Source organism: bacterium (assembly GCA_016708025.1).
Taxonomy (GTDB): Bacteria; Zixibacteria; MSB-5A5; order GN15; family FEB-12; genus FEB-12.
Map to the genome: position 1 here is coordinate 85,959 of JADJGQ010000005.1, position 24,875 is coordinate 110,833.

The 24,875-nt window shown below is 54.5% G+C and carries 19 protein-coding genes; 1 reads left to right on the forward strand and 18 read right to left on the reverse strand.

Annotated features, from left to right (window positions below):
• Positions 1–177: 177 nt before the first annotated feature.
• The 10 genes from IPH75_15325 to IPH75_15370 form a co-directional block, all read right to left on the reverse strand.
• Positions 178–426, reverse strand: a complete 249-nt coding sequence (locus IPH75_15325; GenBank protein MBK7143441.1) for a hypothetical protein — start codon at positions 424–426, stop codon at positions 178–180.
• Between the two features lie 111 nt (positions 427–537).
• Positions 538–2,442, reverse strand: a complete 1,905-nt coding sequence (dnaK, locus tag IPH75_15330; GenBank protein MBK7143442.1) for a molecular chaperone DnaK — start codon at positions 2,440–2,442, stop codon at positions 538–540.
• Between the two features lie 99 nt (positions 2,443–2,541).
• Positions 2,542–2,976, reverse strand: a complete 435-nt coding sequence (locus tag IPH75_15335) for an Hsp20/alpha crystallin family protein (protein ID MBK7143443.1) — start codon at positions 2,974–2,976, stop codon at positions 2,542–2,544.
• A 284-nt stretch (positions 2,977–3,260) separates the two neighbouring features.
• The gene (locus IPH75_15340) at positions 3,261–5,483 is read right to left on the reverse strand and encodes a HEAT repeat domain-containing protein (GenBank protein MBK7143444.1); all 2,223 of its coding nucleotides are present in this window, start codon (positions 5,481–5,483) and stop codon (positions 3,261–3,263) included.
• Positions 5,455–6,609: a PQQ-binding-like beta-propeller repeat protein gene (locus IPH75_15345; GenBank protein ID MBK7143445.1), complete on the reverse strand. Its 1,155-nt coding sequence runs from the start codon at positions 6,607–6,609 to the stop codon at positions 5,455–5,457. Before IPH75_15345 ends, IPH75_15340 begins: the two co-directional genes overlap by 29 nt.
• Positions 6,609–9,410, reverse strand: coding sequence for a PD40 domain-containing protein (locus tag IPH75_15350; protein MBK7143446.1), 2,802 nt, complete (start codon positions 9,408–9,410; stop codon positions 6,609–6,611). Before IPH75_15350 ends, IPH75_15345 begins: the two co-directional genes overlap by 1 nt.
• 123 nt (positions 9,411–9,533) lie before the next feature.
• Positions 9,534–10,520 carry an AmmeMemoRadiSam system radical SAM enzyme gene (gene amrS / locus IPH75_15355; protein MBK7143447.1) on the reverse strand — a complete coding sequence of 329 codons (987 nt, stop codon included), beginning with the start codon at positions 10,518–10,520 and terminating at the stop codon, positions 9,534–9,536.
• Positions 10,521–10,525: 5 nt separating this feature from the next.
• Entirely contained in the window at positions 10,526–12,085 is a 1,560-nt protein-coding gene (locus tag IPH75_15360) for an HAD-IIIA family hydrolase (GenBank protein ID MBK7143448.1), read from the reverse strand.
• Positions 12,086–12,859, reverse strand: a complete 774-nt coding sequence (locus IPH75_15365) for an undecaprenyl-diphosphate phosphatase (GenBank protein ID MBK7143449.1) — start codon at positions 12,857–12,859, stop codon at positions 12,086–12,088.
• 45 nt (positions 12,860–12,904) lie between these two features.
• Positions 12,905–13,546 carry a hypothetical protein gene (locus IPH75_15370; protein MBK7143450.1) on the reverse strand — a complete coding sequence of 214 codons (642 nt, stop codon included), beginning with the start codon at positions 13,544–13,546 and terminating at the stop codon, positions 12,905–12,907.
• Between the two features lie 229 nt (positions 13,547–13,775).
• Here IPH75_15370 and IPH75_15375 point away from each other — a divergent pair, with 229 nt between their 5' ends.
• The gene (locus IPH75_15375; protein MBK7143451.1) at positions 13,776–15,341 is read left to right on the forward strand and encodes a sodium-dependent transporter; all 1,566 of its coding nucleotides are present in this window, start codon (positions 13,776–13,778) and stop codon (positions 15,339–15,341) included.
• A 133-nt stretch (positions 15,342–15,474) separates the two neighbouring features.
• Here IPH75_15375 and IPH75_15380 read toward each other — a convergent pair whose 3' ends face one another.
• The 8 genes from IPH75_15380 to IPH75_15415 form a co-directional block, all read right to left on the reverse strand.
• Complete coding sequence (locus IPH75_15380; protein ID MBK7143452.1) at positions 15,475–16,590, reverse strand: metallophosphoesterase; 1,116 nt, start codon at positions 16,588–16,590, stop codon at positions 15,475–15,477.
• A gap of 49 nt (positions 16,591–16,639) precedes the next feature.
• The gene (locus IPH75_15385) at positions 16,640–18,070 is read right to left on the reverse strand and encodes a sigma-54-dependent Fis family transcriptional regulator (protein ID MBK7143453.1); all 1,431 of its coding nucleotides are present in this window, start codon (positions 18,068–18,070) and stop codon (positions 16,640–16,642) included.
• Between the two features lie 246 nt (positions 18,071–18,316).
• Complete coding sequence (locus IPH75_15390) at positions 18,317–19,159, reverse strand: hypothetical protein (protein ID MBK7143454.1); 843 nt, start codon at positions 19,157–19,159, stop codon at positions 18,317–18,319.
• A gap of 11 nt (positions 19,160–19,170) precedes the next feature.
• Positions 19,171–20,427, reverse strand: a complete 1,257-nt coding sequence (locus tag IPH75_15395; GenBank protein ID MBK7143455.1) for a fibronectin type III domain-containing protein — start codon at positions 20,425–20,427, stop codon at positions 19,171–19,173.
• Positions 20,428–20,436: 9 nt separating this feature from the next.
• Positions 20,437–21,171: a PEGA domain-containing protein gene (locus IPH75_15400; GenBank protein ID MBK7143456.1), complete on the reverse strand. Its 735-nt coding sequence runs from the start codon at positions 21,169–21,171 to the stop codon at positions 20,437–20,439.
• Positions 21,172–21,316: 145 nt separating this feature from the next.
• Positions 21,317–22,180 (reverse strand): sugar transferase, encoded by an 864-nt coding sequence (locus IPH75_15405; protein MBK7143457.1) that lies wholly within the window; start codon positions 22,178–22,180, stop codon positions 21,317–21,319.
• A gap of 427 nt (positions 22,181–22,607) precedes the next feature.
• Positions 22,608–23,552: a PorV/PorQ family protein gene (locus IPH75_15410; protein ID MBK7143458.1), complete on the reverse strand. Its 945-nt coding sequence runs from the start codon at positions 23,550–23,552 to the stop codon at positions 22,608–22,610.
• 517 nt (positions 23,553–24,069) lie between these two features.
• Complete coding sequence (locus IPH75_15415) at positions 24,070–24,870, reverse strand: M48 family metalloprotease (protein MBK7143459.1); 801 nt, start codon at positions 24,868–24,870, stop codon at positions 24,070–24,072.
• Between the last annotated feature and the right edge of the window lie 5 nt (positions 24,871–24,875).

The window sequence follows — 24,875 nt, forward strand, 5'->3', positions numbered from 1 at the left end:
TCGAACCCGCCTCTTTCGATCATTGTCCATGAACCCACCCAATGGGTGGGGCACATATTGATTGCTGCGCTCGCAATGACGTTCTATTGTTGGCGAGGTAAATGGCAGGATCCATCCGTTCCTTGCGGACAGAGGATCCTGCCCTACAAGTTGCCCTGCCACCTGCCCTACCCCACTCTACACTTCAGACGGCGGTTTCTCCTTGTCGTCCGCTACGAAGTCCAGTTCCTTTTCATCCTGCTCCATATAGATAACGTGTTCAATCGATTTCTGGCGGTCGGCATTTTGGAATGAATGGAAGGCCGACATAGAGACAATCCGTGATTCACCGAACATCTTTTTATCGATGAAAACGCGCTTTACCACGTAGGCCATTCCGCCAAAAATCGCCAGGAGCAGTCCGGCCAGAACGAGCCAGGATGTCATATCATCCAACATAGGCATCATCTAATAATTTGTAGGGCGGGTCCGTCTCCGAACCCGCCTCTTTCAATTATTCTCCATGAACCCACCCAATGGGTGGGGCACACAACGTGACTACTCCTTCACCTCCTCGAATTCGGCGTCGACCGGTTTGGAGTCGCCGGTCGGGCTGTCGGTCGGCGACGTGCGTTGGTATTGCTGGCTGCTGCCGTTTGAGCCTGATGCTGATTTATACATCTCGGCCGAAGCTTCATGCCAGACCTGATTCAACGCATTGGTGGCCGATTCGATCTCGGACAGATTATCGCTCTTGATCGATTCTCTGACACGAGACGCGGCGGCCTCCAGTTTAGCGCGCGTTTCGGCGGACAGCTTGTCGCCGAGATCGCGCATCTGTTTTTCAGACTGGAAAAGAGCAGCATCGGCGAGATTGCGAATCTCGACCTTCCGCTTTTTCTCTTTGTCTTCGGACTCGTGCGCTTTGGCATCATTGACCATCCGCTGGATTTCCGTTTCGTTCAGACCGGAGGAAGCCTCGATCCGGATATTCTGTGATTTGCCGGTCGCTTTGTCGGCGGCGGTGACATGCAGGATACCGTTGGCATCGATATCAAAGGTCACTTCGATCTGCGGCAAGCCGCGCGGCGCAGCAGGGATACCATCGAGAATGAACCGTCCGATCGTTTTGTTGTCGTTCGCCATCTCGCGCTCACCCTGCAGCACATGAATATCGACCTGCGGCTGGTTATCCGCTGCGGTCGAGAAGGTCTGCGACTTTTTAGTCGGAATAGTGGTATTCCGGTCGATCAGTCTGGTCATCACGCCTCCGAGCGTTTCAAGACCGAGCGACAAAGGAGTGACATCGAGAAGGAGCACTTCTTTGACATCGCCGGTCAAAACGCCACCCTGAATCGCCGCGCCGACGGCGACGACCTCATCGGGGTTGACCGAGCGATTCGGCTCTTTGCCGAAATAGCTTTTAACCGACTCATAGACTTTCGGCATACGGGTCATGCCGCCGACGAGAATGACATCATCGATCTGCGACGGCTGCAGTTTGGCGTCGTCGAGCGCACGGCGCACCGGCGCCATGGAGCGTTCGATCAGGTCATCCACCAGTTGCTCGAATTTGGCTCTGGTGAGCGTCAGATTCAGATGACGCGGTCCGGATGCATCGGCCGTGATGAACGGCAGATTGAGACTGGTCTGCATAGTCGAGGAAAGCTCGATCTTCGCTTTTTCAGCCGCTTCACGGAGACGCTGCATAGCCATCGGATCTTTCGAAAGATCGATCCCGTCGGATTTGCGGAACTCTTCGGTCATCCAGTCGATGATCCGTTTGTCGAAATCATCGCCACCGAGGTGGGTGTCACCATTGGTGGAGAGAACTTCGAAGACTCCTTCACTCAGTTCGAGGACGGAGATATCAAACGTTCCACCGCCGAGGTCATAGACGGCTACCTTGCCGGTCTTTTTCTTGTCCATGCCGTAGGCAAGGGCGGCAGCGGTCGGCTCGTTGATGATCCGTTTGACATCGAGTCCTGCGATTCGTCCGGCATCTTTGGTCGCCTGACGCTGGCGGTCATTAAAGTAGGCCGGGACGGTGATGATAGCATCGCGGACAGTCTCGCCAAGGTAATCCTCAGCGGTCTTTTTCAGGCGCGCGAGGATCATCGCCGAGATCTCCTGCGGCGTGTACTGTTTGCCGTTCATTTCGACAGTCGGTTCACCGGCATTGTTGGCGGTGACTTTGTAAGGGAAATTCTTGATCTCCTGGCGGACTTCGTCGAATTTCCGTCCCATCAAACGCTTGATGGAGAAAACGGTATTCATCGGGTTGGTGACCGCCTGGCGTTTGGCTACGGTGCCGACCAGACGTTCAGAGGCGCGATCGATCGCTACCACCGACGGGGTGGTTCGTCCACCCTCGGCGTTCGGGATGACGACCGGGTTGCCGTTTTCTATGATGGCGACCACGCTGTTAGTGGTGCCGAGATCTATTCCAATAGTTTTGCTCATATCTCGTTCTCCTGTTCAGTAGAAAAGGCTGGTCGCGAGGACCAGCCTTTCTCTTCCACATCGCAACTGACTGTTAACGGTACTGGTTAGGTCGGCTGGTTAGCCGATCGTGACTTCAACCTCGCGCGGTTTGACTTCCTCGCGCTTGTTGAACTTCACCTCAAGAATGCCGTTTTTGTACTCCGCTTTGATCGAGTTCTGGTCGAGCGTCTCAGGGAGCGTGAAGCTCCGGGAGAATCGTCCGGTCCGGATCTCGCTACGGATGTAGTTGGCTTCCTCCGACTCAGCGCGGAATTCCCGCTGGCCGGAGACGATCAGGTCGCCATCCTTGACGGTCACTTTGATATCTTTCTTATCCAGACCCGGCAGTTCGAACAGCAGGGCGATCCCATCGCGGCTTTCCTTGATATTGACGCGCGGGTGGAATTCAGCTTCACCTTCCGAGCGAAGATGCGGGAATCCAAAGATATCCGAGACCATGCGGTCAATTTCGCCGCCAAAGCGGCTGTCGGGGCGAACTAATACGTTGTTCATCGTTGAACCTCCTCGTCTGTATGCTTGGTTGTTGTTTTCAGCGTTTCGGGCGATTCGAACTGTGCAGGTCATCTTACTCTCTCCGTTATTTCTGTTTGTTTACTTCTGCAGGTAGGTAATACAAGCGTTGTGCCAAAGCAGCTAACGCATTGATAAAGAATAGATTACGAAATCTATGGAGAATATAGTGACGGAGCGCTTGTCAGAATGGCAGAGATTGGCAGTCAAATAGGCAGACGAGAGTCAATATGGCATCGTGGAAATGCCATATTGACTGTCAGTTATCAGCTTTTGGAGAGAATTTCTGAAATGGTCCGCTGGAGCGGCGAATTCTTGAAGAGAAATTTCTGGGCCGCTGAAAGAGAGTCGCGGTACTCCCTGATCTGATTTAGGGCGGGACGGTCACCGATTGTCCCCAGCGCCTTGACGATAGCCAGGCGGAGGTCATCTTTAGAGTGACGGCCCGCGGAGATCGTGTTCAGGTCATCCTCGCTATTGAGGATCCGGCTGAGATAGGCTCGGGCATCTTCCCCGCCCAATTTGCCGAGTACCGATATAACCTTGATCGCTTCACTGGAGTTGCGGTTGAGCAGGTCAGTGAGCATCGGGACAACCTCTGGGGTGCCGATAACACCGATTGCCGCGACAGCGGTTTCGCGAATCTCATGTGAGGAATCTTCGGCCATGAGCAGGAGGAGATCAACGGCTTCTTCCCCGCCGATCTTTTCGAGAGCGGTGACGATTTCGCGGCGGACGCGGATATCGTTATCGGAGATGCGGAGGCGCAGTGGTGCGACCGCATCGCGATCCTTCAAATTGCCCAGGACGAAGATCGAATTGCGAATCAGATACCATTTGGCATCGGGGAGTTCCTGCCGTCCGATTTCCCGTTCAAACCAGTTGTCATCATTAACAATGCGCGAGAAAACGACCAGTGCAGATTTCCCCATTTCGGCCAGGATGCGAAGCGACTGCTGGCGAACCTGACGCAGTGGGTGTGCGACGATCTGGGAGAGGGCGAAGGCGATCTCTTCGGAGCCGATCGAAACCATGATCCGCTTTAACTGATTGCCAATTTCGTGGTCAGCGTTGATCGTCTCTTTGATAAGGCGATCGATGATCTCGGGTCGGTTAAGGGATTCAAACGCCTTCTTGACCGCCATGGAATCATAGACGGTGACGCTTCCATCCTGATAGCGACGAGTCGCCATACAGGCGCTGATCTCGGCCATCAGAGAGAACTTCCGTTCGCGGATAGCGCGATCGCAAACGCGCCAGATAAGTTCTGAATATTCAAAAGTTTCGCGACGAGCAGTCAATTGGACAACGACCTGCTTGACCAGATCTTCGAAGAGGCGGAAGTCAGTCTGGAAATTGAGCTGATCGATCGCGCGAGAGAGCAGGCTCAGTGCCTGTTGGCGGCGGCCGGGATTGGAGTCCGAAAGCAGTTCGGTCAAGCGAGTCAGGATCGAGCTCGCCTTCTCTTTCAGGCCGGTTTTGAGAAGCCGCTCGAAAGCGTCGGAGAACGGCGTGATCTCATACGACTGGCTTCCGTCGGAACAGTATTCTTCAAGCAGTGATTCGATCTGACTGAGCGCCTCGGTTTTGATCTTCCCGGTAGAACTTTTGGGGTCGACTTTGGGTGGAGCGGATCCGACTGCCGGGACAAGGTCAAAGGTAGAGAGCTGTTTGAGGATATTTGCCGACTCCGGGTGCAATTCAGCCAGCTTCAGCAAGGAGACAAACTTTCGGACATTTTTCTCGCGGTCCGGATCGGATTCCGGCTGGCCGGAGATGACGGATGAAAGTCGCTCCAGCTCCTTGCGAAATTCGCGAGTCGGCAGAGAGGTGACCCGCTCAGGCATCAAGTAGCGAACCAGATTTGGATGGAAGTCAATGCAGTGCGTGATCAGTTCCGAGTCCGGAGTCTCGGCGAGTTGGGCCAGGACGGATGGATCGGTGCCGAGTTGATCAAGGGTGAACCGTCGAACAGAAAAGTCGTCATCCACTTCCCCGCGATACTGGCGCTGTTCTTCGAACAGTTTGAATGCGCGCTCAGTGTTGGCCTCGACGGTCTTGATATTGCGGCGCGAAAGAAAGGTCATGAAGTGATAATTGGGGTCATCCTGCTTGACACGTTTGACGAAGCGTTCCATGAAAACGCCGAATTCTTTCATTGAGATATTCTGGTCGAACAGCAGGACGGTGATATCGTTCATCTGCATCGGCTGGATGATCTGCGAATGGTAGACGGCATCCTTGAGCGCGATATTGCAAATGATCAGATTGGTGCGCTGGATCGCGATGGTCACGGTCGAGCGGAACTGGAAGTACTTGGCTAAGAGAAGGAATGGTTTTTCGAGCGCTTTCTGTCCGACCGGATGGTCCGGCGAGTAGATAGCGATCTTCTTGCAGGACATGGCCAGCTCGCTGGCGAGCAGATGGCTCAGTTCATTGAGATTGGTGCGCAGCAGCGCTTCACTGACGGTCCTGGGTGAGTTGTGCATGCTCATCTCCGTAACAGAGGATCCTTCCCGACTGAGTCGCGACAAAGATACGGGTTCCATCGGTGACTGGCGGGAAGGCGATCGCTCCGGTTACTTCCGTCTCAGCGACGTGGGAACCGTCGTGCGAATTCAACACCACCAGCTTTCCGGACATGGTCCCGGCGACCACGAACTGACCAACCAATAACGGAGACGCCTTGACTACATCGACGATCGGATAGCTCCAGATCAGCGCGCCGTTGTTCCGGCTGAGAGCGACGATCTCGCCACCGGAGTGTCCCAGGATGATCATATCACCACTGATAGCCGGCGCGTTCCAGATCGGCCCTTTGAGTCTGGTTTGCCAGAGGACGGTGCCGGTCTCTGCCTGAATGCCGTAGACCTCACCGGTCATGCTGGCAACATACAGGAGGTCGGCTATAGCAACACCGCCGACAAGAGGACCATCCAGTTTCACCTCATACAGCAATTCGCCGGTCGAATCGGCGAGTGCGAAGAGATGGCCATTATCCGAGGGCTGGAAGATCCGTCCGTCGCTGTAAGCGATCGGAGCGACAAATCTTCCGGAGCCGGAAAAATCCCAGAGATGCTTGCCGGTGGTCAGCTCAAGAGCCGACACCGTGCCATCGCTGGAACTGATTATTAGTCGGTCATTTAGTATTATCGGAGCGGGGGCGGCATCCTTTACCGGCGCCCTCCAGATAGTCTTGCGGGTCTTCAGATTGATGGCGTCGACCCGGTTCCGAGCCGGGGACAAGCCTATGAACAGCAGGCTATCCTGCATCTGTACCGCAGTCTGGCCGGTGCCAGAAAGCCGTAGCTTGCCGTAGAGGCTGCCGTTGGCGACATCGTAGAAATGTACCCTCTTCCCGGTCGTCGTGACCACCAGATGGCCGTGGTAGACCGTCAGCGGGGCGGCCGGGCGGTAGCCGTACTTGTCAGACCAGAGCAGATTGAGTTTGCCTGAGAAGTTGGCTTCAGCAGCAGCCCCTGATGACTGGAGGTCTCCCCTATGGTAGGGCCAGGCGCTCGATCTCTCGGCAAATTCCTGGGTGTACTTCACCCGGCTGGAACAAGAGACCGCCAGCAAGACGAATAGAAGGAGGGATACCCTTAGGCGGTTCATCAGAAATTCCACCCAAAGAAGAAATCGAAATCGGTCCGCGGTGAGATAGACTCGAAATCAGTGGTTCGAGCAAAGTCGAATCTGAGTTGCACGATATAGCCCAGGTTCACGCGGAAGCCGGTGCCGAATGAGCCATAGAATTGGTCGAATTCGTCATCCCAAGCGGCGCCGGTATCGAAAAAGAGTACACCGCGAATTCCACGGAAAGCCATACCGCCGAACGGTAGGCCGATAACCAGATCATCGACCAACGGGAAACGGAGTTCGTTCGACGCGAAGAGGATATTCTTGGAGTACCAGTAGTTGCGTTTGAAGCCGCGGAAAGACCAGCTTCCGCCGAGATAGGCGCGCTGCGGCTCCACTCCGTCGGAGGCATAGGCAAACATCCGATTGGCAACAGCCGAACTCTGCCCGAGTCTGAAATAGTGGCGGACATCGGCAAACCCCATCCGGCTGTACGAACGGAAGTCCGAGAGCGATCCGGTATGACCGATCGTGAAATTGTACCTTCTCCCCTCGATCGGGCCGGAGATATCCCAATACGAATTATCAAAAATGTAACTGAGATAGTTCGAGCCGAGCACTCCCTCGCGCGGTTTCCGGCCGTACTCAAGTTCCTTCTTGGAGTAGCGGAGTGAAGTGGTGAATTCCATCCGGCTGAATTTGGAGAACGGATAGCTGATCAGTCCGACACCGCCCACCTGCCGCTCGTCGTAGTAGAGATCGTAATCGTTGTAATACTCATCAAAAAGATGGTAGACGCCAACTCCCCAGTTCATCCGGTGTGTCCGGTTGACATAGGTGACGCCAACATTAAACGAGGTCAGAAAATCATCTTTGTTGCTTGAGGTATTGGACAGGAAAAGATAGTACGCTTTGTTGCCCAGAATATCCGAAACCATACCCTGGAAGCCACCGACCGAACCATAGACTGGATCATAGCCGACGTTGGACTGCGCTATATCAAAGGAGTAGTCGGCGTCGTACGAGATCGAGGCATCGGTCACTTCCTTGCTGATGGAGACCGGTTCCCACACCAGCGTAGCAGTATCGGGCGGATACTCCAGCGGTTTGGCATATTCGGGAAGATCCATCTGATAGACCTGGAATCCCTGGTCCTGGTAGCCGGTGTAGAGAAGCTTGGTGCCGTCGGCATTTATGCGGGGATCAAAAGCACCGGTCACATAGGTCGACTGCCGCGACATGGTGCCATCATCGGCGAGCAGGAAAAGATTGTAGGTCCCTTCTCGATCAGAGGAGAAATAGATCCCTTTCTCGGTTGCTTCGGGGGTCTGGTCATGGAAAGCACCGTGAGTCAGCTGTTGGATAGCGAGGGTGGCTGGTTCGAGCTGGAAGATATTCAGTGAACCGGTCTTGCCATGTTCACCCCGGTCGGAAGCAAACAGGATACGGGAGCCATCGACAGAAAATGTCGGATCAGTGTCGTAATAGATATCATCGGTCAGGGCGCGATAGTCGCCCGACAAAAGATCAAGCAGGTAGAGGTCGGCATAGCCGGAACGTCGGACACCGGAGAAAATCACTTGTTTGCCATCGGGCGAGAATTGCGGCGAGCGAGCCGCGATCAGATCGTCAAATTTGAACTCTCTCGTGACATTTCGCTCGTTCAGGTCATAGAGATAGATCTTATCGGTCTCTTTCGATTTGCTGGCGAAGACAATTTTGCCGGAATCGTTGGCGTCGATCCCCGACCGAAGCAGGTAGAGTGATTCAAACTTAGAGGAGCGTTCACCCTTGACCAGCGTGTGCAGTTTGTCGCTGCCGATCTCCATCATGTAGAGGCCGGTGTAACCCATCCGATTGGCCATGAAGACAACATGATCTTCGGGGCCATGGCCGGAATCCCAGCGAATCGTCACTCCCTTAACGGCGTAGCCGCGGGGACTGACCTGTTTGGATTCCATCTTGGGGAGGCCAAGGTCTTTGACCTCGGGGAAGTACTTTCTCTTGAGCGCATATTCCCATTTGCGGGAGACTTCGTTGATATCATCACCCAGGGTGATCTGGACGACTTCTTCGAAGCTCTTCCCTTTCGGCCAGTTTTCGTAGATCTGGACGAGTTTGTCGGGACCGTAGGTGGAATCGATGAAGGAACAGATCGACTCACCCAGCTTGTACATGAAGTAGGTCCCCTGCACGATATAGAGGCGGTCGATCGGGAGCAGATTGCCATCGATCACCATATCCTTGATGATCATGTCGGCCTCGGTATCCCACTTTTTCGACCAGAACTCGGCGAGTCCTTCGGTGAACCAGAGCGGCGGATAGCCCATCTGGCGATTGGAAACGCGACTGGCGATATATTCCAGTTTATCTATCTGGAAGACGTGGACCATTTCGTGACGGATGACATGCTCAAAGTCGAAATAGGAACCGTGGAAGGGGACAACAACGCGCCCTTTGAGAAATTCGGTAAAACCGCCGACCGATTCGCCGACCAGCCCGGATGTAACATTGGTCTGGGCAAAGTAGGATGGCGAAGAATAGATGATCAGCGGGATGGTGTGGCGGACCTCGTGGTTGAATTTGGCGGCCAGTTCGCGGTAGGCTACCTCGGCTGTATGAGCGGCGATCTGGGCGATCTCCAGTTCATCTTTATAAAAGTAGATCCGGAAATGCTCGGTGGTCATGACCTGCCAGTCAAACGTGGTGTACTGGACTTTGTTTTTTCCGAAGTAATACTGGGCATGGCCGGAAACAGGCAAAAGCAGAGCCATGGAGACTATGATAGCTCCAAGGAAGATATAGGGATAGGCTCGCTTTCCGGTAGTTGATGACACCTGTAGCCCTGTGGGTTGGAGGTTGCCTCTTTATACTCTATGACGTTCCGGCACGGGGATTTGTCCAGCCGATGCCGGGGACCGATATCTCTATATCGGTCGAATTGTTAGCGTACTTTGCCCTTACTGACGAATTCCAGTCTCGAATCCGCACCCCTTGCAGAGCCCGGCTTCCAGACCCTCAATAGTCACCCGGAACCCCTTGCGGCGGATCAGGAGCGCTTTACATGAGGGACAGTGGGTGTCCGCTCCATCGCTGACGACGTTTCCGAGGTAGACATACTGTAATCGTGTAACAGCCAATTGGCGGGCATGGTTCAGCGTGGCGACCGGGGTGGGTGGGCGGTTCATCTTGAAGTCCGGATGATAAGCCGAAAAGTGAAGCGGGATCGACACTGAGACTGAGGCCACAAAATCGATCAGGTCGCTCAGGTCGCTATCGGAATCATTCTCCCCCGGTATCACCAGATTGGTCAGTTCCAGGTGAACTGGTGAAGATGCGATCTGCCGGATCGTGTCGAGCACCGGCTGGAGTTCCCCTTTGCAGATATGCCGGTAGAACTGCTCGCGAATCGATTTCAGGTCAACATTCATCGCGTCTGTCACCGACAAGAGCCGCTCAAGTGGCTTGGGGTTGATGAAACCATTGGTGACCAGCACGGTCTTGAGACCGGCGGCGCGCAGGAGCGGGGCGACATCCATGATATACTCAAACCAGATCATCGGCTCAGAATAGGTGAAGGCAACGCCGAGACTCCGGTGATCAAGAGCCGACTGGAGCAAACGTTCGGGTGTGAAGTGCAGGGTCGGGGACTTCTCCTGAGAGATCGTCCAGTTCTGACAATTGAGGCATCCAAGATTACAGCAGTTCGGGCCGGTCGAGAGGATCGATGAGCCAGGATAGAAATGGTAGAGCGGCTTTTTTTCGATCGGGTCGAGAGCGAACGTGACCAGCTCGGCATAGTTGTCGGTGAATAGTTCGCCGCCACGGTTAAAGCGGCTGCCGCATATTCCGGTCTTCCCTTCGGTGAGATGGCATTCGAGGGGGCAAAGTTCGCAGACCAACGCACCCGCGCCCGATGTGCGAAAGTATGCGGCTGGTTTGATCATGCCAATTACCCCTGAAGCGATGCGACTGCTTGGACCACCGAATCGAACCGCTCGATCCTAGTGTATAGATCGCCGGAGATGAGCGATTGTTCCGTCGTTTTGCCATGCCCCGTGCGCACCAGAAGTGGCGATGCGCCGATCACCATGCCGAGATTGAGGTCATCCAATTTATCGCCGATAACTATCGACTGATGCAGATTGATAGCGTGATTACGCGCGGCCTGTTCCGCCATACCCGGATGAGGCTTGCGACAGCAACAGGTACAGGTGTATTCGGGGATGATCCCAAACGGGTAATGGGGGCAGGTAGCGGAAGCATCGAGAGTAACCCCGGCCGATCTCAGTTTATCCTCGAATCGTTTTTGCACTGCTCGCATGGCGCTGACTGGAAAGATGCCTCGCGCCACTCCGGATTGATTGGAGAGCGAAACCAGCTTGTAGCCAAGCTGGTGAGCGGTTCGGAGTGCTTCAGCGGCGCCGGGAATCAGTTCGACCTGATCAGGGTCAGAGAGATAGTGCTTGTCATAGATAAGGGTGCCGTCGCGATCGAAAAAGACCGCCTTGGTCAGGGGCGTGGTGAGCCTCTCCCCTGCGGCGGCAGCGACTGTCTCGGGAGTAATCCGGGTGAAACAGAACTGCTCGGTACGGAAGCACGGTTTGTTGCCATGCAACGAACAGGGCCGGCAGTACTCATCGACCTCAATCATCTGGTCATGCAGGCCGCGCGGAGAGAATCCAAGTGTGGAATGAGTCGGACCAAAGATAGCGATCACCGGCGTGCCGACTGCGGAAGCGAGATGCATCAGGCCGGAGTCATTTGAGATCGTGACGCTGGCGCGCGCAAGCAGAGGCGCAAGCTGTTCGAGCGGCCAGTCGATCAGTTCGGTCAGGGAATCGCCGAACGAGGCTTCGGTGTTTGGCGCAAGCTGGTCACTTCCGACTGCCACCCAGAGAATATGGCACGCGTGCCGTTCGATCAGCAATCGGGCGACTTGCTGAAAGCGCTCGATCGGCCACTGCTTGGTTGCATGCGCCGCGCCCGGAGCGATTGCGACGAGATTTGTTCGACTTGCCAGATCCGGGGAGACCGGAAGCAGTTGCTCGCGATGGATCACCGGGCGGCTGACATATGGCGTGATCTCAAATTCGCTGAGAGCGCGGTTATACAGATCGATCGTATGCGGGACATCATCGGGCGTGGTCAGGTGACGGACGGAGAGCCATCGACTGAGCCGGCGTTTCGGATAAGCCGAAGTATTGCCCGATGAGATTACTCGACGTGCAAGCCATGAGCGCAAATTTCCGTGCAGGTCGACCACCAGATCGAAATTCTGTTTATCCAGCGCCAACAGCAGTTGGAAGTAATCGTGATTTGAAGCGGTCTCCGGTAGAGTGATCACTTCATCAACGCCGGTGAGCATTTTGGCGATCGGGGCAAAGCGGGCCTTGGTCAGGAAGCTCAGGCGACAGTTGGGATGTGCGATCTTGAGATTCAGAACTGTAGCGGATGTCAGGATGACATCCCCCAGTGAACCCAGACGGATGACCAGAATACGGTGGACCATTTACCAGAAAAGATACAGACCGAAGAGGCCGATGGCAAAGCAATAGTAGGCGAAGTACTCGAACTTCCCCTTCTTCACGGCACTGAGTACCCAATAAACCGCCACCAGACCACACACGAATGAGGCAATAGTGGCCGCCAGATAAGGCATGACCAGGTCACTGGCGATATTCGCCATATCCGGGATCCCAAGAACAATAGCACCTGCGATGGCCGGTATCGAGAGCAGAAACGAAAACTCGGCGGCTTCGGCCGGTTTCACTCCGGCGAGCAGTCCGGCAACGATGGTCGAACCGGAACGGGAAATTCCGGGCAGAATCGAGATCGCCTGACCGATTCCCATCCAGATCACGGTGGGAATAGTCATTCCGGCAGTGCCCGGCTTCACCAGACGCGGCAGAAAAAGAATTCCGCCGGTGATGATCAGCTCGATCGAGGTCTCCAGTGGATTCGAGAAAGTGCTCTCAAAGAAATCTTTGAGCAACACTCCAGCGAGTCCGGCAGGGATTGTGCCAATAATCAGCAAGAGGATGATCCGGCGTTCCTTGGTCATCTCGCGCACGAAAAGCGCTTTGATCAAAGTGAATATCTGGGTGCGGAAATAAATAATGACGGAAAGCAGAGTCCCGAGATGGACCAGCAGTTCCAGCGTGATCCCGGGTTGCTTGACCTTGAGGACCGCTTCCGCAATCACGAGGTGACCCGATGACGAAACGGGGAGGAATTCGGTCAGTCCCTGAACGATCCCGAGGATCAAGGCATCTATGAATGACATAAGGAGAAGGGCTTCGCGAAGACGAAGCCCCTGAAATCTGCTTTCTTATTGAATATTGAAATTAAGGCCGAGAAAGATGCCATCGTTTCCATCAAGCTGGAATTCGCCAAATAGACCTATAACGGAAGTGGCCTGCCAGCAGACGCCGCCGTTAAGCCCGAAGCGAATATCTGATTCAGAATCATCATAGCCAGCCGGGGCATCATCCCAACTGAGTGACTCCAGGCGCACATTCAGCTTGGCATACGGAGAGAGAGTGCCGCCGTTGTTCAGAGCGATCGGATAGGAACCTATCGCCATTGCTCCAACCTGAAAAATAGAAAAATTCTCAACTGAGAGATATTCGAAAAAGCCACCGAAGGCCATATCGAATGGTTCGCGACGTCCCTGATTCATATCCCAGAACTGCCATTTCAGATCAGCGCCGATAGTGAACTTCAGGTCGTCATCGGCATCATATAGGCCGAGTTTGAGGCGGCCATCGGTATAGCGGGAGAGTCCGTATTCGAGAGTACCAAAGACGGTGGTGGCATCGGCAATGCCGACACCGGCGCCAAAATTGGCTTTCCCCTGCCCCATTGCGGAAGCGGTGGTCATGGTACCAAACGCGGAGCCGACTCCTCCGGCAGTGGCCTGAGCAGCGACCAGGCAGACCACGAGCATAACTATGAGTAATAGGTGTTTCATCGCTCCATTCCTTATTTTCTGGCGTTGTTATGCGAAAGTGTTTGCAAGCTACGGGACTTGGAAAAGGGTGTCAACGTCAAATCTCCGGACCATCAATAAAAGTTGACAGACGGCTGTCAGGTAACCACTTTGGGGACAACCGGATGTCCGGAGATGACCACTCGTGGTTCGAGGGGATATCCGGACCAATATCCATTGTACCCAAAGAGCGTGATTGCGGAGCATTTGTATGACAAAAAACCGTCAACAGTGGGGTAGCCGACTCGGAATAATTCTGGCAGTGGCCGGATCAGCCGTCGGATTGGGTAATTTTTTGCGGTTCCCATCACAGGCGGCCCAGAATGGCGGCGGCGCTTTTATGATCCCCTACTTTGTAGCGCTCCTGTTGCTGGGGATCCCTCTGATGTGGATGGAATGGACCGCCGGAAGATTTGGCGGCGGCTACGGACACTCATCATCGCCCGGGATATTTCATTCGCTTCGCAATAAAAATCGGTTCATCAAGTATTTCGGTGTTGCCGGGATCCTCGGACCATTCATCATCTATATCTATTATGTCTATGTGGAATCATGGTGTTTGGCGTACGCCTGGTATTCTTTGAGCGGTTCGCTCAATTTCAGTGAATCAAATCAGTATCTCAGTTTTCTTCAGGGTCACCAGGGGGTCGGCGACGGGAGTTATCTGGCCGGGTCGGCGGCAGCGTTTCTCTTTTTCATGCTGACATTCGCCGCTAATATCTGGGTGACCAAAAACGGGATCAAGGGAGGGATCGAAAAGATCTGTAATGTCGCAATGCCGATCTTGTTCCTGCTGGGAATTGTCCTGGCAATTCGCGTGCTAACCCTTGATCCTCCGCCCGGCGCTCCGGCAGATCAAACCCCGATCAATGGATTGGGATTCCTCTGGAATCCGGACCTGACCACACTGGCCAATCCGAAAGTCTGGTTGGCTGCCGCAGGACAGATATTCTTTACTCTCTCTCTCGGAATGGGCGTGATCATCAGTTATGCAAGTTATCTCAAGAAACAGGATGATGTCGCCCTCTCCGGCTTGACAGCCTCGGCCACGAATGAATTTGCCGAAGTGGTCTTGGGCGGTTCAATCGTCATTCCAGCGGCCTTTGTCTTTTTTGGTTCAGCCAGTATTGCAGCGGTGGCAAGCTCGGGGACATTCAATCTCGGATTTGTTACGATGCCGCAGATCTTCGCCGGGACGCCGGGTGGAAATATCTACGGTTTCTGCTGGTTCTTTATGCTGTTTCTGGCCGGGATCACGTCATCGATTTCGCTGGCCCAACCGGCGGTCGGATTCATGGAAGATGAATTCAATATATCCCGAAAAAAGGCGGTGGCAATATTTGCGGCGGTCACTTTCCTGCTCTGTCAACCCGCGATTTGGCTTCTCAACAAAGGAGTGCTGGATGACCTCGATTTCTGGGGCGGCACAGTCCTGATCGTGGCAGGAGCAACTTTCGAAGCGATCTTCCTCGCCTGGGTAGTCGGCATAGACAAGATATGGCATGAGATGCATGAAGGGAGCCTGATCCGAATCCCGCGTCTGTTCAAGTTTGTCATGAAATACGTGACGCCAACCATTCTGGTGGTCATGTTCACCTGGTGGATGATCGAGGAGTGGTGGAATGTGATCACGATGGAAGGGGTCCCGGACGACAACAAGCCGTGGGTCCTGGGAATACGCATAATCCTGGTTGTGCTGGCGGTGGTGCTGGTGATCGCCGTCAAAATCGCCTGGAAAGGGCGCGACCCGAAAACCTATGTCTCAAAGGAGCGTTAAGCCATGACGACCGGAGGATGGATATTCATGCTGGTCTCGATCGTTGGGATCACCACCCTGCTTGCTTACACGCTCTGGCGCACGTTGCGACATAGAGAAGATTCGCACGCAAAGTCGAAACGATAATCGATTGTCATTCATCCGGGGCAAGCAGCCGGCTTGCCTCGGCCAGCAAAGCCTCTTTGTCCGGACCGGCTATCCCGGTCTGCGACAGATAATCTGCAAATTCCTTGTCGAGCCGTCCAAAGGCAGTCCTTCCAAATTGCGATAGTCCGGATTGCGGCGCCGCCGGGATCATTCGCAGATCGAGCGAAAAGGCGGTCTGCTTCAGTTCCCGGAAGAATTGCGTCGGGATAGTGTTGAGTATCTCCGGGGTGAGGCCAGTGATCACCTGGCGGATGATCTTATCCGCGGGGTCGGTAGCCGCAACATTGGCTGCCACTCGATCGGCCACCTGGTCACCGCGTAGACCGGTAGCATCGAGAGCGGGAAGATCTATCATGGGGCGGGTTTTCAATTCGTGGAAGGTCACGGTGAAGGGGTCAAGGCTCAGTTCGATTACCCCCTTGGCCGCATCACGTTCAGACATCGACAACCGATCGGTAGAGCCGGCGTAGTATACGCGCTCGGCGACGCAGGTATAGTTGTGATAGTGCCCGAGCGCGGTATAATCGAATGCCTTCAGCGATTCGATGGGTAGTTCCATCTCCCCCAGTTCAGCCATGGAGAACTGCTCCATCCCGGAGGCGACGCCATGCGTGACGAGAATATTGTAGCGACACGACCTGTCCGGGCGGCAGTCGCGAATGATATCTTTCATGGCCGAAGCATCGTTGGCATGAGGCACTGCCAGTATCCGAGCCGAGCCGATCAGAAACTCTTCGCACTTTTCGTCGGCGGCAATGGAAAGATTCTCGATACCGGCAAAGATCTGGAGCGCGGCATCGAGGTGAGCTTGTTTTGGGCTATCATGGTTGCCCGCGATGACTACTGTCGGAATTTTGTGAGTCACTGCCAGTCGATAGAGTTGTTGTCCGGCGATCGCCAGAATTTTGTTTGATGGGCGAACGGAATGGAAGAGATCACCGGAGTGAATGCAGAGATCAGGCTTGAGCGCTATGATCTTGTCGACCGCTTGCAGGAAGCTGGCGACAATATCTTCCTGGCGGAGCGTCAGGCCGGACTCACCGCGTCTCGGGTGACTCTCCCCTGCCCCTAAATGACTATCTGAGAAATGACAAAGCCTCATCCCGGTCAATATAGCCGGGATGAGGCCTCAGGTAAATCGCAATCGAAACTTAGTACAGGTTGTACTTGGCGATCCGGTCGCGCAGCGTATTTCGTGAGATGCCAAGCGTTTCGGAGGTTTTGACCTGGTTCCCCTCGAAATGCTTCAGGCAAGCCGCCAATACCGCTTTCTCCAGGGCTGATTCCAGGAAGTGGTAGATCTGGCCGGGAGAGTTGGCGATCAGGCGCGGCATGATCGGATCAATGATCTTCTTAAAGGTCTCGGTGTAATCATTCTGCAACGTATTGAGGTCGAGCTCCAGCTTGGGAGAGTCTTCCATTAGAGATGGGAAATCTTCCGGCTGCAGCGCGTCATTCTTGCACATCACCATGGCGGTATGGAGATTGTTCTCCAGTTCGCGGACGTTGCCGGGCCACTGGTATTTGCCCAGCAGGGCCATCGCCTTTTTGGAGATCTGCTTCGGCGTGATGCCGAGGGTCTTGCCGAACTTGGTGCAGAAATGTTCCGCCAGAAGCGGAATATCGCCACGTCGTTCACGAAGCGGCGGAATGAAAATGGAGACGACTTTGAGGCGGTAGAAAAGGTCGACGCGGAAGGATCCTTCCTTCATCGCCTGGACCAGCGACTTGTTGGTCGCGGCGATGATCCGGACATCGACTTTAATCGAGTCGTTGCCGCCGACGCGCTCAAACCGTTTTTCCTGCAGGACGCGGAGCAGTTTTGACTGCGTCAGCATCGACATATCCCCGATCTCATCGAGGAACAGCGTGCCGCCATCGGCCTGTTCGAATTTTCCTATCCGCTTATAATAGGCGCCGGTGAAGGCTCCCTTTTCGTGGCCGAACAGCTCTGATTCAAGAAGTGTCTCGGGAAGAGCGGCGCAGTTGACCGAAAGGAATGCGGCTCCTTTGCGGCGGGAATTGCGATGAATCGCCCGCGCGACCAGTTCCTTGCCGGTACCGGATTCGCCAAAGATCAATACGGCAGCATCCGTCTTGGAGACCTGGCCGATCAGTTTGGCGATCTCGACGATCTCCGGCGACTTGCCGATGATCTCGTCGACAAACGTGACGGCGGCTTCTTCCTTGGGCTGCGCAAACGGATTGCGCTGCTGCTGGCTGTAGCCACAGGCCTTGTTGACCGTGTCGACCAATTTCTCGATCTCAAACGGTTTAGTCAGGTACTCGTACGCTCCTTCGCGCATCGCTTCGATGGCGTTTTCTGTCGAGACAAACCCTGAGATCATAATGACCGGCAGGTTGTCATTTAACTGCTTGATCTGCTTGAGTACCTCGAGACCGGAGAGGGTCGGGAGATTGACATCCAGCATGATGCAGTCGACATCGCCATGCTCCGCCAGATAGACGGTGACCTTGTCGCCGTCTTCAAGGAAATTGAAGCGGAACTTGTCCGAATCGAAGAGATTCGCGAGGGACTGTGAAACGTCCCGATCGTCATCCACCAGTAAAATATTCTTCATATTTCTCGCCCTTAGCAGTTCAATCAATGTATCGGCGCAGATTGAAAAACTTGAACAGTTTGGAGTCAGTGCTGAACGGAAAAAGGGCAGAAGATCAGGGAAATATCAGATTTTCCTGTAGAAATTGAACACTGCGGGAAAGCGACTATAGAAATGAAAAGTCCGGTTGTTGCAGATTGAAGCAACGCTGGAACAGAACTAGTGGCGGAGAGGCGTATGGAGTTCTCCCCATAGGGGGAAATCGGTCTACTGCTCGTCGTCGACCAGGAACCGTACGGATGCACAGATCCAGACGTAGTTGGCGACCATCTCAGCAAAAAGCCCGATAAAAAGCACCCAGAAGACCAGCTCGGGGCGGAATTTCTCGATCAGGATCTCGGGACGATTCGCTGCGGCCGAGAGAAGCAGAGGAACGATCAGTACCAACAGGGAAAGGATGAACATCGAGATCGGGCGTCGAATCGCCAGCGAGAAAGACCGCTTGATCGCCTTCCAGAACGAATCGCCATGAATGGCGACTGACGGTATGGCGGTGAAAAAGAGCGCCAGGAGCACAGAATAAATGACCGGGAGGAAGACAAATTCGAAGGCGAGCTGTCGACGGGGTGAGCTGATCAGCATGCTGTGAAGCATCTCCGGCAGGAAAAAGCTCGCCGCCGTAATGAGGCCATTAAAGATGATGGAGATCATGATAAACTGGGGCCAGAGACGAAGGGCTGACTTGAACAGACTTCCCTTCGGGCGAGTCGATTGGAACCCATGCCAGAACGCCAGCGCGGCGGTGCCGAGGAAGATCCCTTCGATGAGCACGCTTATCGCCAGCTTGGCCCAGCCATAAAACCAGGGGAGATAAAGAAAGTGGCTGGGATAGTGATATAACCGCTCGGACAGGTCAGGATTGATCAGCGACGATACCGTCTTGATCGGACCATAAAAGAGCGGGGTCAAATGCTTGTAATGAGCGATCAGGACCAGTCCGAGGACCGAGGCATATACGAATAACGCCAGCCAAGCTTTGCCACGGCCGAGGTTCTTGAGTACGTCGACCAGTACCGAGGCAAGATGGTTCAGGTTCTTCAAGAACGACATTCGTACTCCCGCTACTTTACAACTGTCACGGTATTTGAACCGACCGACTGGTTGTTGGCGTCGACGACAAAAATGCGGTACAGCCAGGTCCCGGCACCGGAAACGACATCGGAGAACTGGTTCGTATTCTGCTGGCTTATTACGGTCACCAACTGGTCGTTTTCATCGACCGTTCCGTTCCCGAGTTGTCTATACAGACGATATTCGGTGAAGTCATCAATTCTGCTGACCGACCAGGTAACGCGGACGGTGTCCCCTGCCGCATCTGTTGCGGCGAGAATGACCGGGTCAGGCGGGTCGCTGAGAATTGTCAGCAACGATAGCGACGGCAGGTTCGGGGCACGGTTCCCTGCAGCATCAACATATCGTCCGAGCACCTGCGCCTCGTTGGCGCTGGCATTGAGCGGAACGATCCAGCGATAGGAAAAGAGCCCGTCAGCGGCTGTGGCATCGCCATTGGTTCCGTCGTCAAAGAGACGGAGCGAATCGTTATCTATATTAACCGCCGCGGCGCCGCCGACATCAGATGTCTTCAGATAGAAAAACATTTCGGTGCCAGTCTGGATCGTGCCGCTGGTCGGCGTGAAGTAGACTGAGTCGATGAAGGCGCGGGAATCAACGATGATACTGTCAGTCAGCAGTCCACCTGTTTCGATACCACCGGCAAGAAGGAAACGTGCATAAACCCGCTTCGAACCTTCTCCATCGGAGAGTTTGAAGGTTCGACTTGCGGCAAACGTCTGCCAAACCGCCCCGGCGAATCCGGGATCCTCGGAGAGCATGACATTGGTGGTAGTACTGGGGGCGACCATATTCACGCTGACATCCCAGTCGCGAGTATAGATGGCGTTGTTATCGATGGTAATGCCCAGGACCTGCAGACTGATGATAATAGCCTCGGACCGATACCCTTCCGCACCCGTGGCCCCTACTGACGCTACCTGAAACGCATAGGCTTGATTCAGACGAAGGCCAGACAGAGTTCTGGTGAACGAGATATCAGTGGTCGAGTCGCGCAGCCGGGTGACGCCGGTCATCGAGTCGGTAGTATAGATACGGAATCGACGTACCGCGGTAGTGTCGATCACTTCCCAACTCAACGTGACCGAGGTCGTGTCAATTATGGCGGAGAGATTGACCGGAGTCGGCGGTGGAGTCGGCAATGAGCTGACCGGGTCGCGAGTATCGACATAACGATCGCAACCGATGATCAGCAAAAGCACGAAGAGAGTACATCCCAATACAACGTAGGTTTTCCTGGCAAACATGTACTACTCCTAGAAATTCCGTGAAAGCGCCAGACCAAAGCTGTTCTGGTCGGCGGTTGGTGTCACCGTGATCCCCTGAATGGTCACGTTCCCTTTGTTTTCCGGGAAGAAGAAGAGAACATCGAGCACGTTGATCGCCCAGACGCCGATCATGGCGCCGATAGTTCCTCTCCGTATATCTTCGGAATCAAACGCCTCTTCTTGATGAAGGCGGCGCTGACGGTCGAGGACCTGGAGGGTGGCGAAGTCAGCCGTGTCGCGAGCCTCGCGATAGGCATTCTCGCTATCCTGAAAACGATCATACTTTATCTGGAAATTGTGATCGGCAATGACGAAGGCGGTAACAGATCCAACGGCCAGTACGCCGAAGAGGATCGACTTACCTTTCTGTTCGGAGTACTTCTGTCCCCATCCCGGAATGAACATGGAACGGACAGCGCCTTTGAAGCGGGTTTTGGGAGAGAGTCTGACATCCAATGCCTGACTTCTCCCCGGCTCAAGAAAGACAGAGGTCTTGTACGTTTCGTACATCGGCTTTTTGACGGCAACATCAAAGGGTCCAGCCAGTCGATGCTGCAACGTGGTCGGGGTAATGCCGGTAACCGTGACGGTCCCTTTCAGCGTCACCAGAGCAGCAGAGGGAGTCGAGCGGACGGTCAGTCCACCAGCGGAAGCTGAATCCTGAGCGGCGAGCAGGGTCGGCACCAGGCAGACCGCCAGACAGGACAGGAATCGTTTTACCACTCTAACCCTTTCTCCTCGTAAGTTTTCACTGATTATACCACTGCCGCCAAAGTATGAGGGTGGGATAATCAACACAAGCCAAAAACATTCCAAAAAAAGAGCCGCGAGAGTTCGCGGCTCAGAAGGCTTTTTAGCGGGGCACCAATCAGTGCGCGCCCTTGCCGGTAAAGACCACGACGACGGTCCGCAACATGATTTTTACGTCGGAGAGGATCGACCAGTTCTTGATGTACTGGAGGTCAAAGCGGACCTTCTCAGCGACACTGGCGATAGACGAATCGTAGCCATTCTCGATCTGCGCCAAACCGGTCAGACCCGGCTTAACATCGAGACGTGAGGCATATCCGTGGACCTTGGTGGAGAGGTCACGGACGAAGTTGGGGCGCTCAGGGCGCGGGCCAACCATGGCCATGTCACCTCTGAGAACGTTGATGAACTGCGGGATCTCATCGATTCGAGTCCGACGGAGGAATGCGCCGACGCGAGTGATCCGCGCATCACCCTTGGTCGCCCAAACCGGTCCGCTGTTCACTTCAGCATCCTGAACCATGGTACGGAATTTAATGACTTCAAACGGCTTTCCCATGTAATCGACACGGCGACGGTCGCGAGCCCGACGGTTATCATCGGCGGTGCGGTTAAAGCAGCGGCGATCCCGTTTGCGGCGATTGATGCCAACGCGCGTCTGGGTATAAAAGACCGGACCCGGAGAGTCCAGCTTAATGACAATAGGAACCATCAGCCACAGCGGGGAGGTCAGAAGCAACCCAACAATGGAGCCGACGATGTCGAGCGATCTCTTGAGGACCTTGTTGACCATAGCCTTCATCAGCGCCGGACGACTCAAGGAAGCCGGCACCACAAAGATATAGAGGGTCGACAGCATCACAAACAGGAAACCAAAGGTCTCACCGGCGAAGAAGCGGAGCTTCAGGCCGAAATCTGGGGTCAAGGTCGGATATGAGGCCGGAGCAGGCAGGGTGGCGCTGGAAGCGACTCCATACTGCATGCTGCGGGTCTCTAAAGCGACCGTGGCGTCCGTAGGACTTTGGAGGTTGGTTGTGACTTTGTCCATATGTGCTGTACCGAATATTCCCTATTAGATTGAACTTAGTTGACGTACAGCAGCCCTATGAGCAAATGCATTGCCAATTCCAGAATTGGTCCGGTGCGAAATTCGTTAAAATTCGCAGCTTCGTAATGATTTTGTACTGTTGTATGCCAATCAGTTAACCATGGTAATCGTGGATAATCCAGATTCTTCTTGTCGCCGTTCCGACGGTTTGAGGTGCTTTAACCGTTTTGGAACCAAATGTGGTCACACTTCATGCAACATGTTGCGCAAGATTGCGCACCGGAAGGTACAGTTATCCACATAACAAAGAAAAACCGGCGATTCAATCGCCGGTTTGTTCCCTTACCCTGTTCTGGGGGAGCTACTTGCCGAGCCCGATGCTCAGCGAGAACCTGTGCAAGTCTTCAGACGTGTACGAATCTTTGGGAGTGTAGGCGTAGTCCAGACCAGCGCTGGAGAAGCGGAGGCCCGCGCCAAATGAGATTCCGGTACCGAACGGGCGGACATCATCGCTTGGGTTGTAGTTGTAACCGCCGCGGATGAAATAGCGGTTCTCGAAATTGACCTCGACACCGTGGCGAATCGTGATATCCCCGTAAATCTTCTTTTCCAGCTCTACCGATGTAAGGAAACGGGAGCCAAACGGAACGGCCGAGACCGCCAGGCGGGCGGCGCTGGGGAGTTTCTCGGATTCCTGATCAAAAGTCATCGACCCGCCAAAGTTGGCCATAACAGCCGCAACCGCGAACTTATTCCCTTGGTACCGGAAACCAAGATCGGCGGCAAAGGTCGAAGCGGTCAGATCAGCGAGCTTCTGATTGACGAATTTGGTGGTCAGACCGACAGAGATGTCGTCATTGATGCGATAGCCCGCAGAGATGCCTCCCTGCCAGTCGTACGAGGTGATCTCACCTATAGAGAGGCCATTGGCGTCGTAGCCATCGATCGTCCCATAGTCGAGGAATGTAATGGCAGCGCCAAGGGAGAACTTCTCGCTCACCGGGAACGCAACAGCACCATGCTCGAGAGCAATATCCTGATACCAGGCGAAATGGCTGAAGGAGACTTCGGCTCGTTCCGCGCCGACGAGAGCGGCGGGATTCCAATAAGCGGCAGAGGCGCCCTGAGAGACTGACGTATATGCGCCGCCCATTCCGGCAGCACCGGCGCCTACGCCGATGAGCAGGAAGTCTGCGGCCGTCTGACCGGCATCGGTCGCTGCGATCGAGACTTTTCCAAAGATAGCCACGAGGACGATCAGCAGGATCCAGATGGTCAGAATTCGTTTGACAACTCTATTATGCATCGCGTTCCCTTTGCAACAGGTTCGACCTGAGGTAAAGGCAAGGCGGATGCCCGAGAAGCGGCTGTCACGAGGCGGCACGATGTTTCTGCCGCGGCTAGTGCCCGTTGTTTGTAACCTCAACTACCCCAACTCTTTTCCATGTACACAGCGCACCAACCATGTGCGCCTGGCCGATGTCTTGCGACCCCTCCTCGGCCCAATTAACGCTCCCTGTTGACCACATCCTGAGCAGCTTCCTGCCGCAGGACCCTTCCGGGTCAACTATCCCTTTATCAGACTTACCGTTACGCGTCTCGGTCAGTTCCTGACTTAGACTCCTCGCTCTGTTGGTGAATTGAACAGCCCGGCCACCAAACATGGGCGATTGCCTATATTTTTCTCATCGGCAAACAAGGAAATTTTCATCACATATCAACAAGAATTTTCCCACTGAGGGAAATATCTTCCAGAAACAGAGACGACTCTGCGCTGGCAGAGTCGTTTCGGAGATTTTGGCTGATCAGGCGGATGATGAGTTTCACTTGGGAAGGCGCGCCTTCATCTCTTTGTACTTTTTCTCATTCACGGTCAAACCGGAACCAGCGCCGATCTGAGTGATCTCTGCGCGGGCGTTGGCGATCCGTTCCTGGGTCTCAGGATGAGAGCGAGTCATTGATTCGAAAACACCGGAGGAACCGCCATCACCGGCGGCGGCCAGTTTTTCAAACATGGTGACAGCGGCATTCGGATCATAGCCGGCGGCTTTCATATAGATGATGCCATACTTGTCGGCTTCGCGTTCGGCATCGCGCGAGTAACCGGCCATCAGCAATCCCATACCGACATTGATCGCGGCTCCCATTAGTTCGCTGTTGCTGTCTCCGGTAATCAGTTCGAGCGCCACCGCGGCGCCCATTGCCGTCTGTACGCGCTTGACGCCATGCCGTGCGACAACGTGGGAAATCTCGTGGGCCATCACTGCCGCCATCTCCCCTTCGTTCGCCATTGATTTCAGCAGACCGGTATAGAAGTAGACATATCCGCCGGGCGTGGCGAAGGCATTCATTTCGTCGGATTCGATGACTGTGAAATGATACTCGATGTCTTTCCGGTCGCTGACTTTGACGATCTTCTGGCCCACCTCATTGAGGTAGCGTTGCCAGGTATCATCGGCGAGGCGTTTCTCCGACTTGGCTATCTCCTGGGACATGCCGAGTCCGATCTGTACTTCCTGATCGGTGGACATGAGAATCAGTGATTTTTTGCCTCCGGGGCCAGTTGTTACGCAGGCGACCAGGAGAAGCATTATGACGAGGCTGAGAGTAGTCAGGTGCTTCATGGTTT

Bases quoted from the DNA above. Each gene is read 5' to 3' on its own strand.
- IPH75_15380 (MBK7143452.1), bottom strand. From the start codon at position 16,590: ATGAGGCTTTGTCATTTCTCAGATAGTCATTTAGGGGCAGGGGAGAGT.
- IPH75_15385 (MBK7143453.1), bottom strand. From the start codon at position 18,070: ATGAAGAATATTTTACTGGTGGATGACGATCGGGACGTTTCACAGTCC.
- IPH75_15415 (MBK7143459.1), bottom strand. From the start codon at position 24,870: ATGAAGCACCTGACTACTCTCAGCCTCGTCATAATGCTTCTCCTGGTC.
- IPH75_15365 (MBK7143449.1), bottom strand. From the start codon at position 12,859: ATGTCATTCATAGATGCCTTGATCCTCGGGATCGTTCAGGGACTGACC.
- IPH75_15370 (MBK7143450.1), bottom strand. From the start codon at position 13,546: ATGAAACACCTATTACTCATAGTTATGCTCGTGGTCTGCCTGGTCGCT.
- IPH75_15375 (MBK7143451.1), top strand. From the start codon at position 13,776: ATGACAAAAAACCGTCAACAGTGGGGTAGCCGACTCGGAATAATTCTG.
- IPH75_15410 (MBK7143458.1), bottom strand. From the start codon at position 23,552: ATGCATAATAGAGTTGTCAAACGAATTCTGACCATCTGGATCCTGCTG.
- IPH75_15390 (MBK7143454.1), bottom strand. From the start codon at position 19,159: ATGTCGTTCTTGAAGAACCTGAACCATCTTGCCTCGGTACTGGTCGAC.
- IPH75_15345 (MBK7143445.1), bottom strand. From the start codon at position 6,609: ATGAACCGCCTAAGGGTATCCCTCCTTCTATTCGTCTTGCTGGCGGTC.
- IPH75_15325 (MBK7143441.1), bottom strand. From the start codon at position 426: ATGACATCCTGGCTCGTTCTGGCCGGACTGCTCCTGGCGATTTTTGGC.
- amrS (MBK7143447.1), bottom strand. From the start codon at position 10,520: ATGATCAAACCAGCCGCATACTTTCGCACATCGGGCGCGGGTGCGTTG.
- IPH75_15405 (MBK7143457.1), bottom strand. From the start codon at position 22,180: ATGCAGTATGGAGTCGCTTCCAGCGCCACCCTGCCTGCTCCGGCCTCA.
- IPH75_15395 (MBK7143455.1), bottom strand. From the start codon at position 20,427: ATGTTTGCCAGGAAAACCTACGTTGTATTGGGATGTACTCTCTTCGTG.
- dnaK (MBK7143442.1), bottom strand. From the start codon at position 2,442: ATGAGCAAAACTATTGGAATAGATCTCGGCACCACTAACAGCGTGGTC.
- IPH75_15335 (MBK7143443.1), bottom strand. From the start codon at position 2,976: ATGAACAACGTATTAGTTCGCCCCGACAGCCGCTTTGGCGGCGAAATT.
- IPH75_15360 (MBK7143448.1), bottom strand. From the start codon at position 12,085: ATGGTCCACCGTATTCTGGTCATCCGTCTGGGTTCACTGGGGGATGTC.
- IPH75_15340 (MBK7143444.1), bottom strand. From the start codon at position 5,483: ATGCACAACTCACCCAGGACCGTCAGTGAAGCGCTGCTGCGCACCAAT.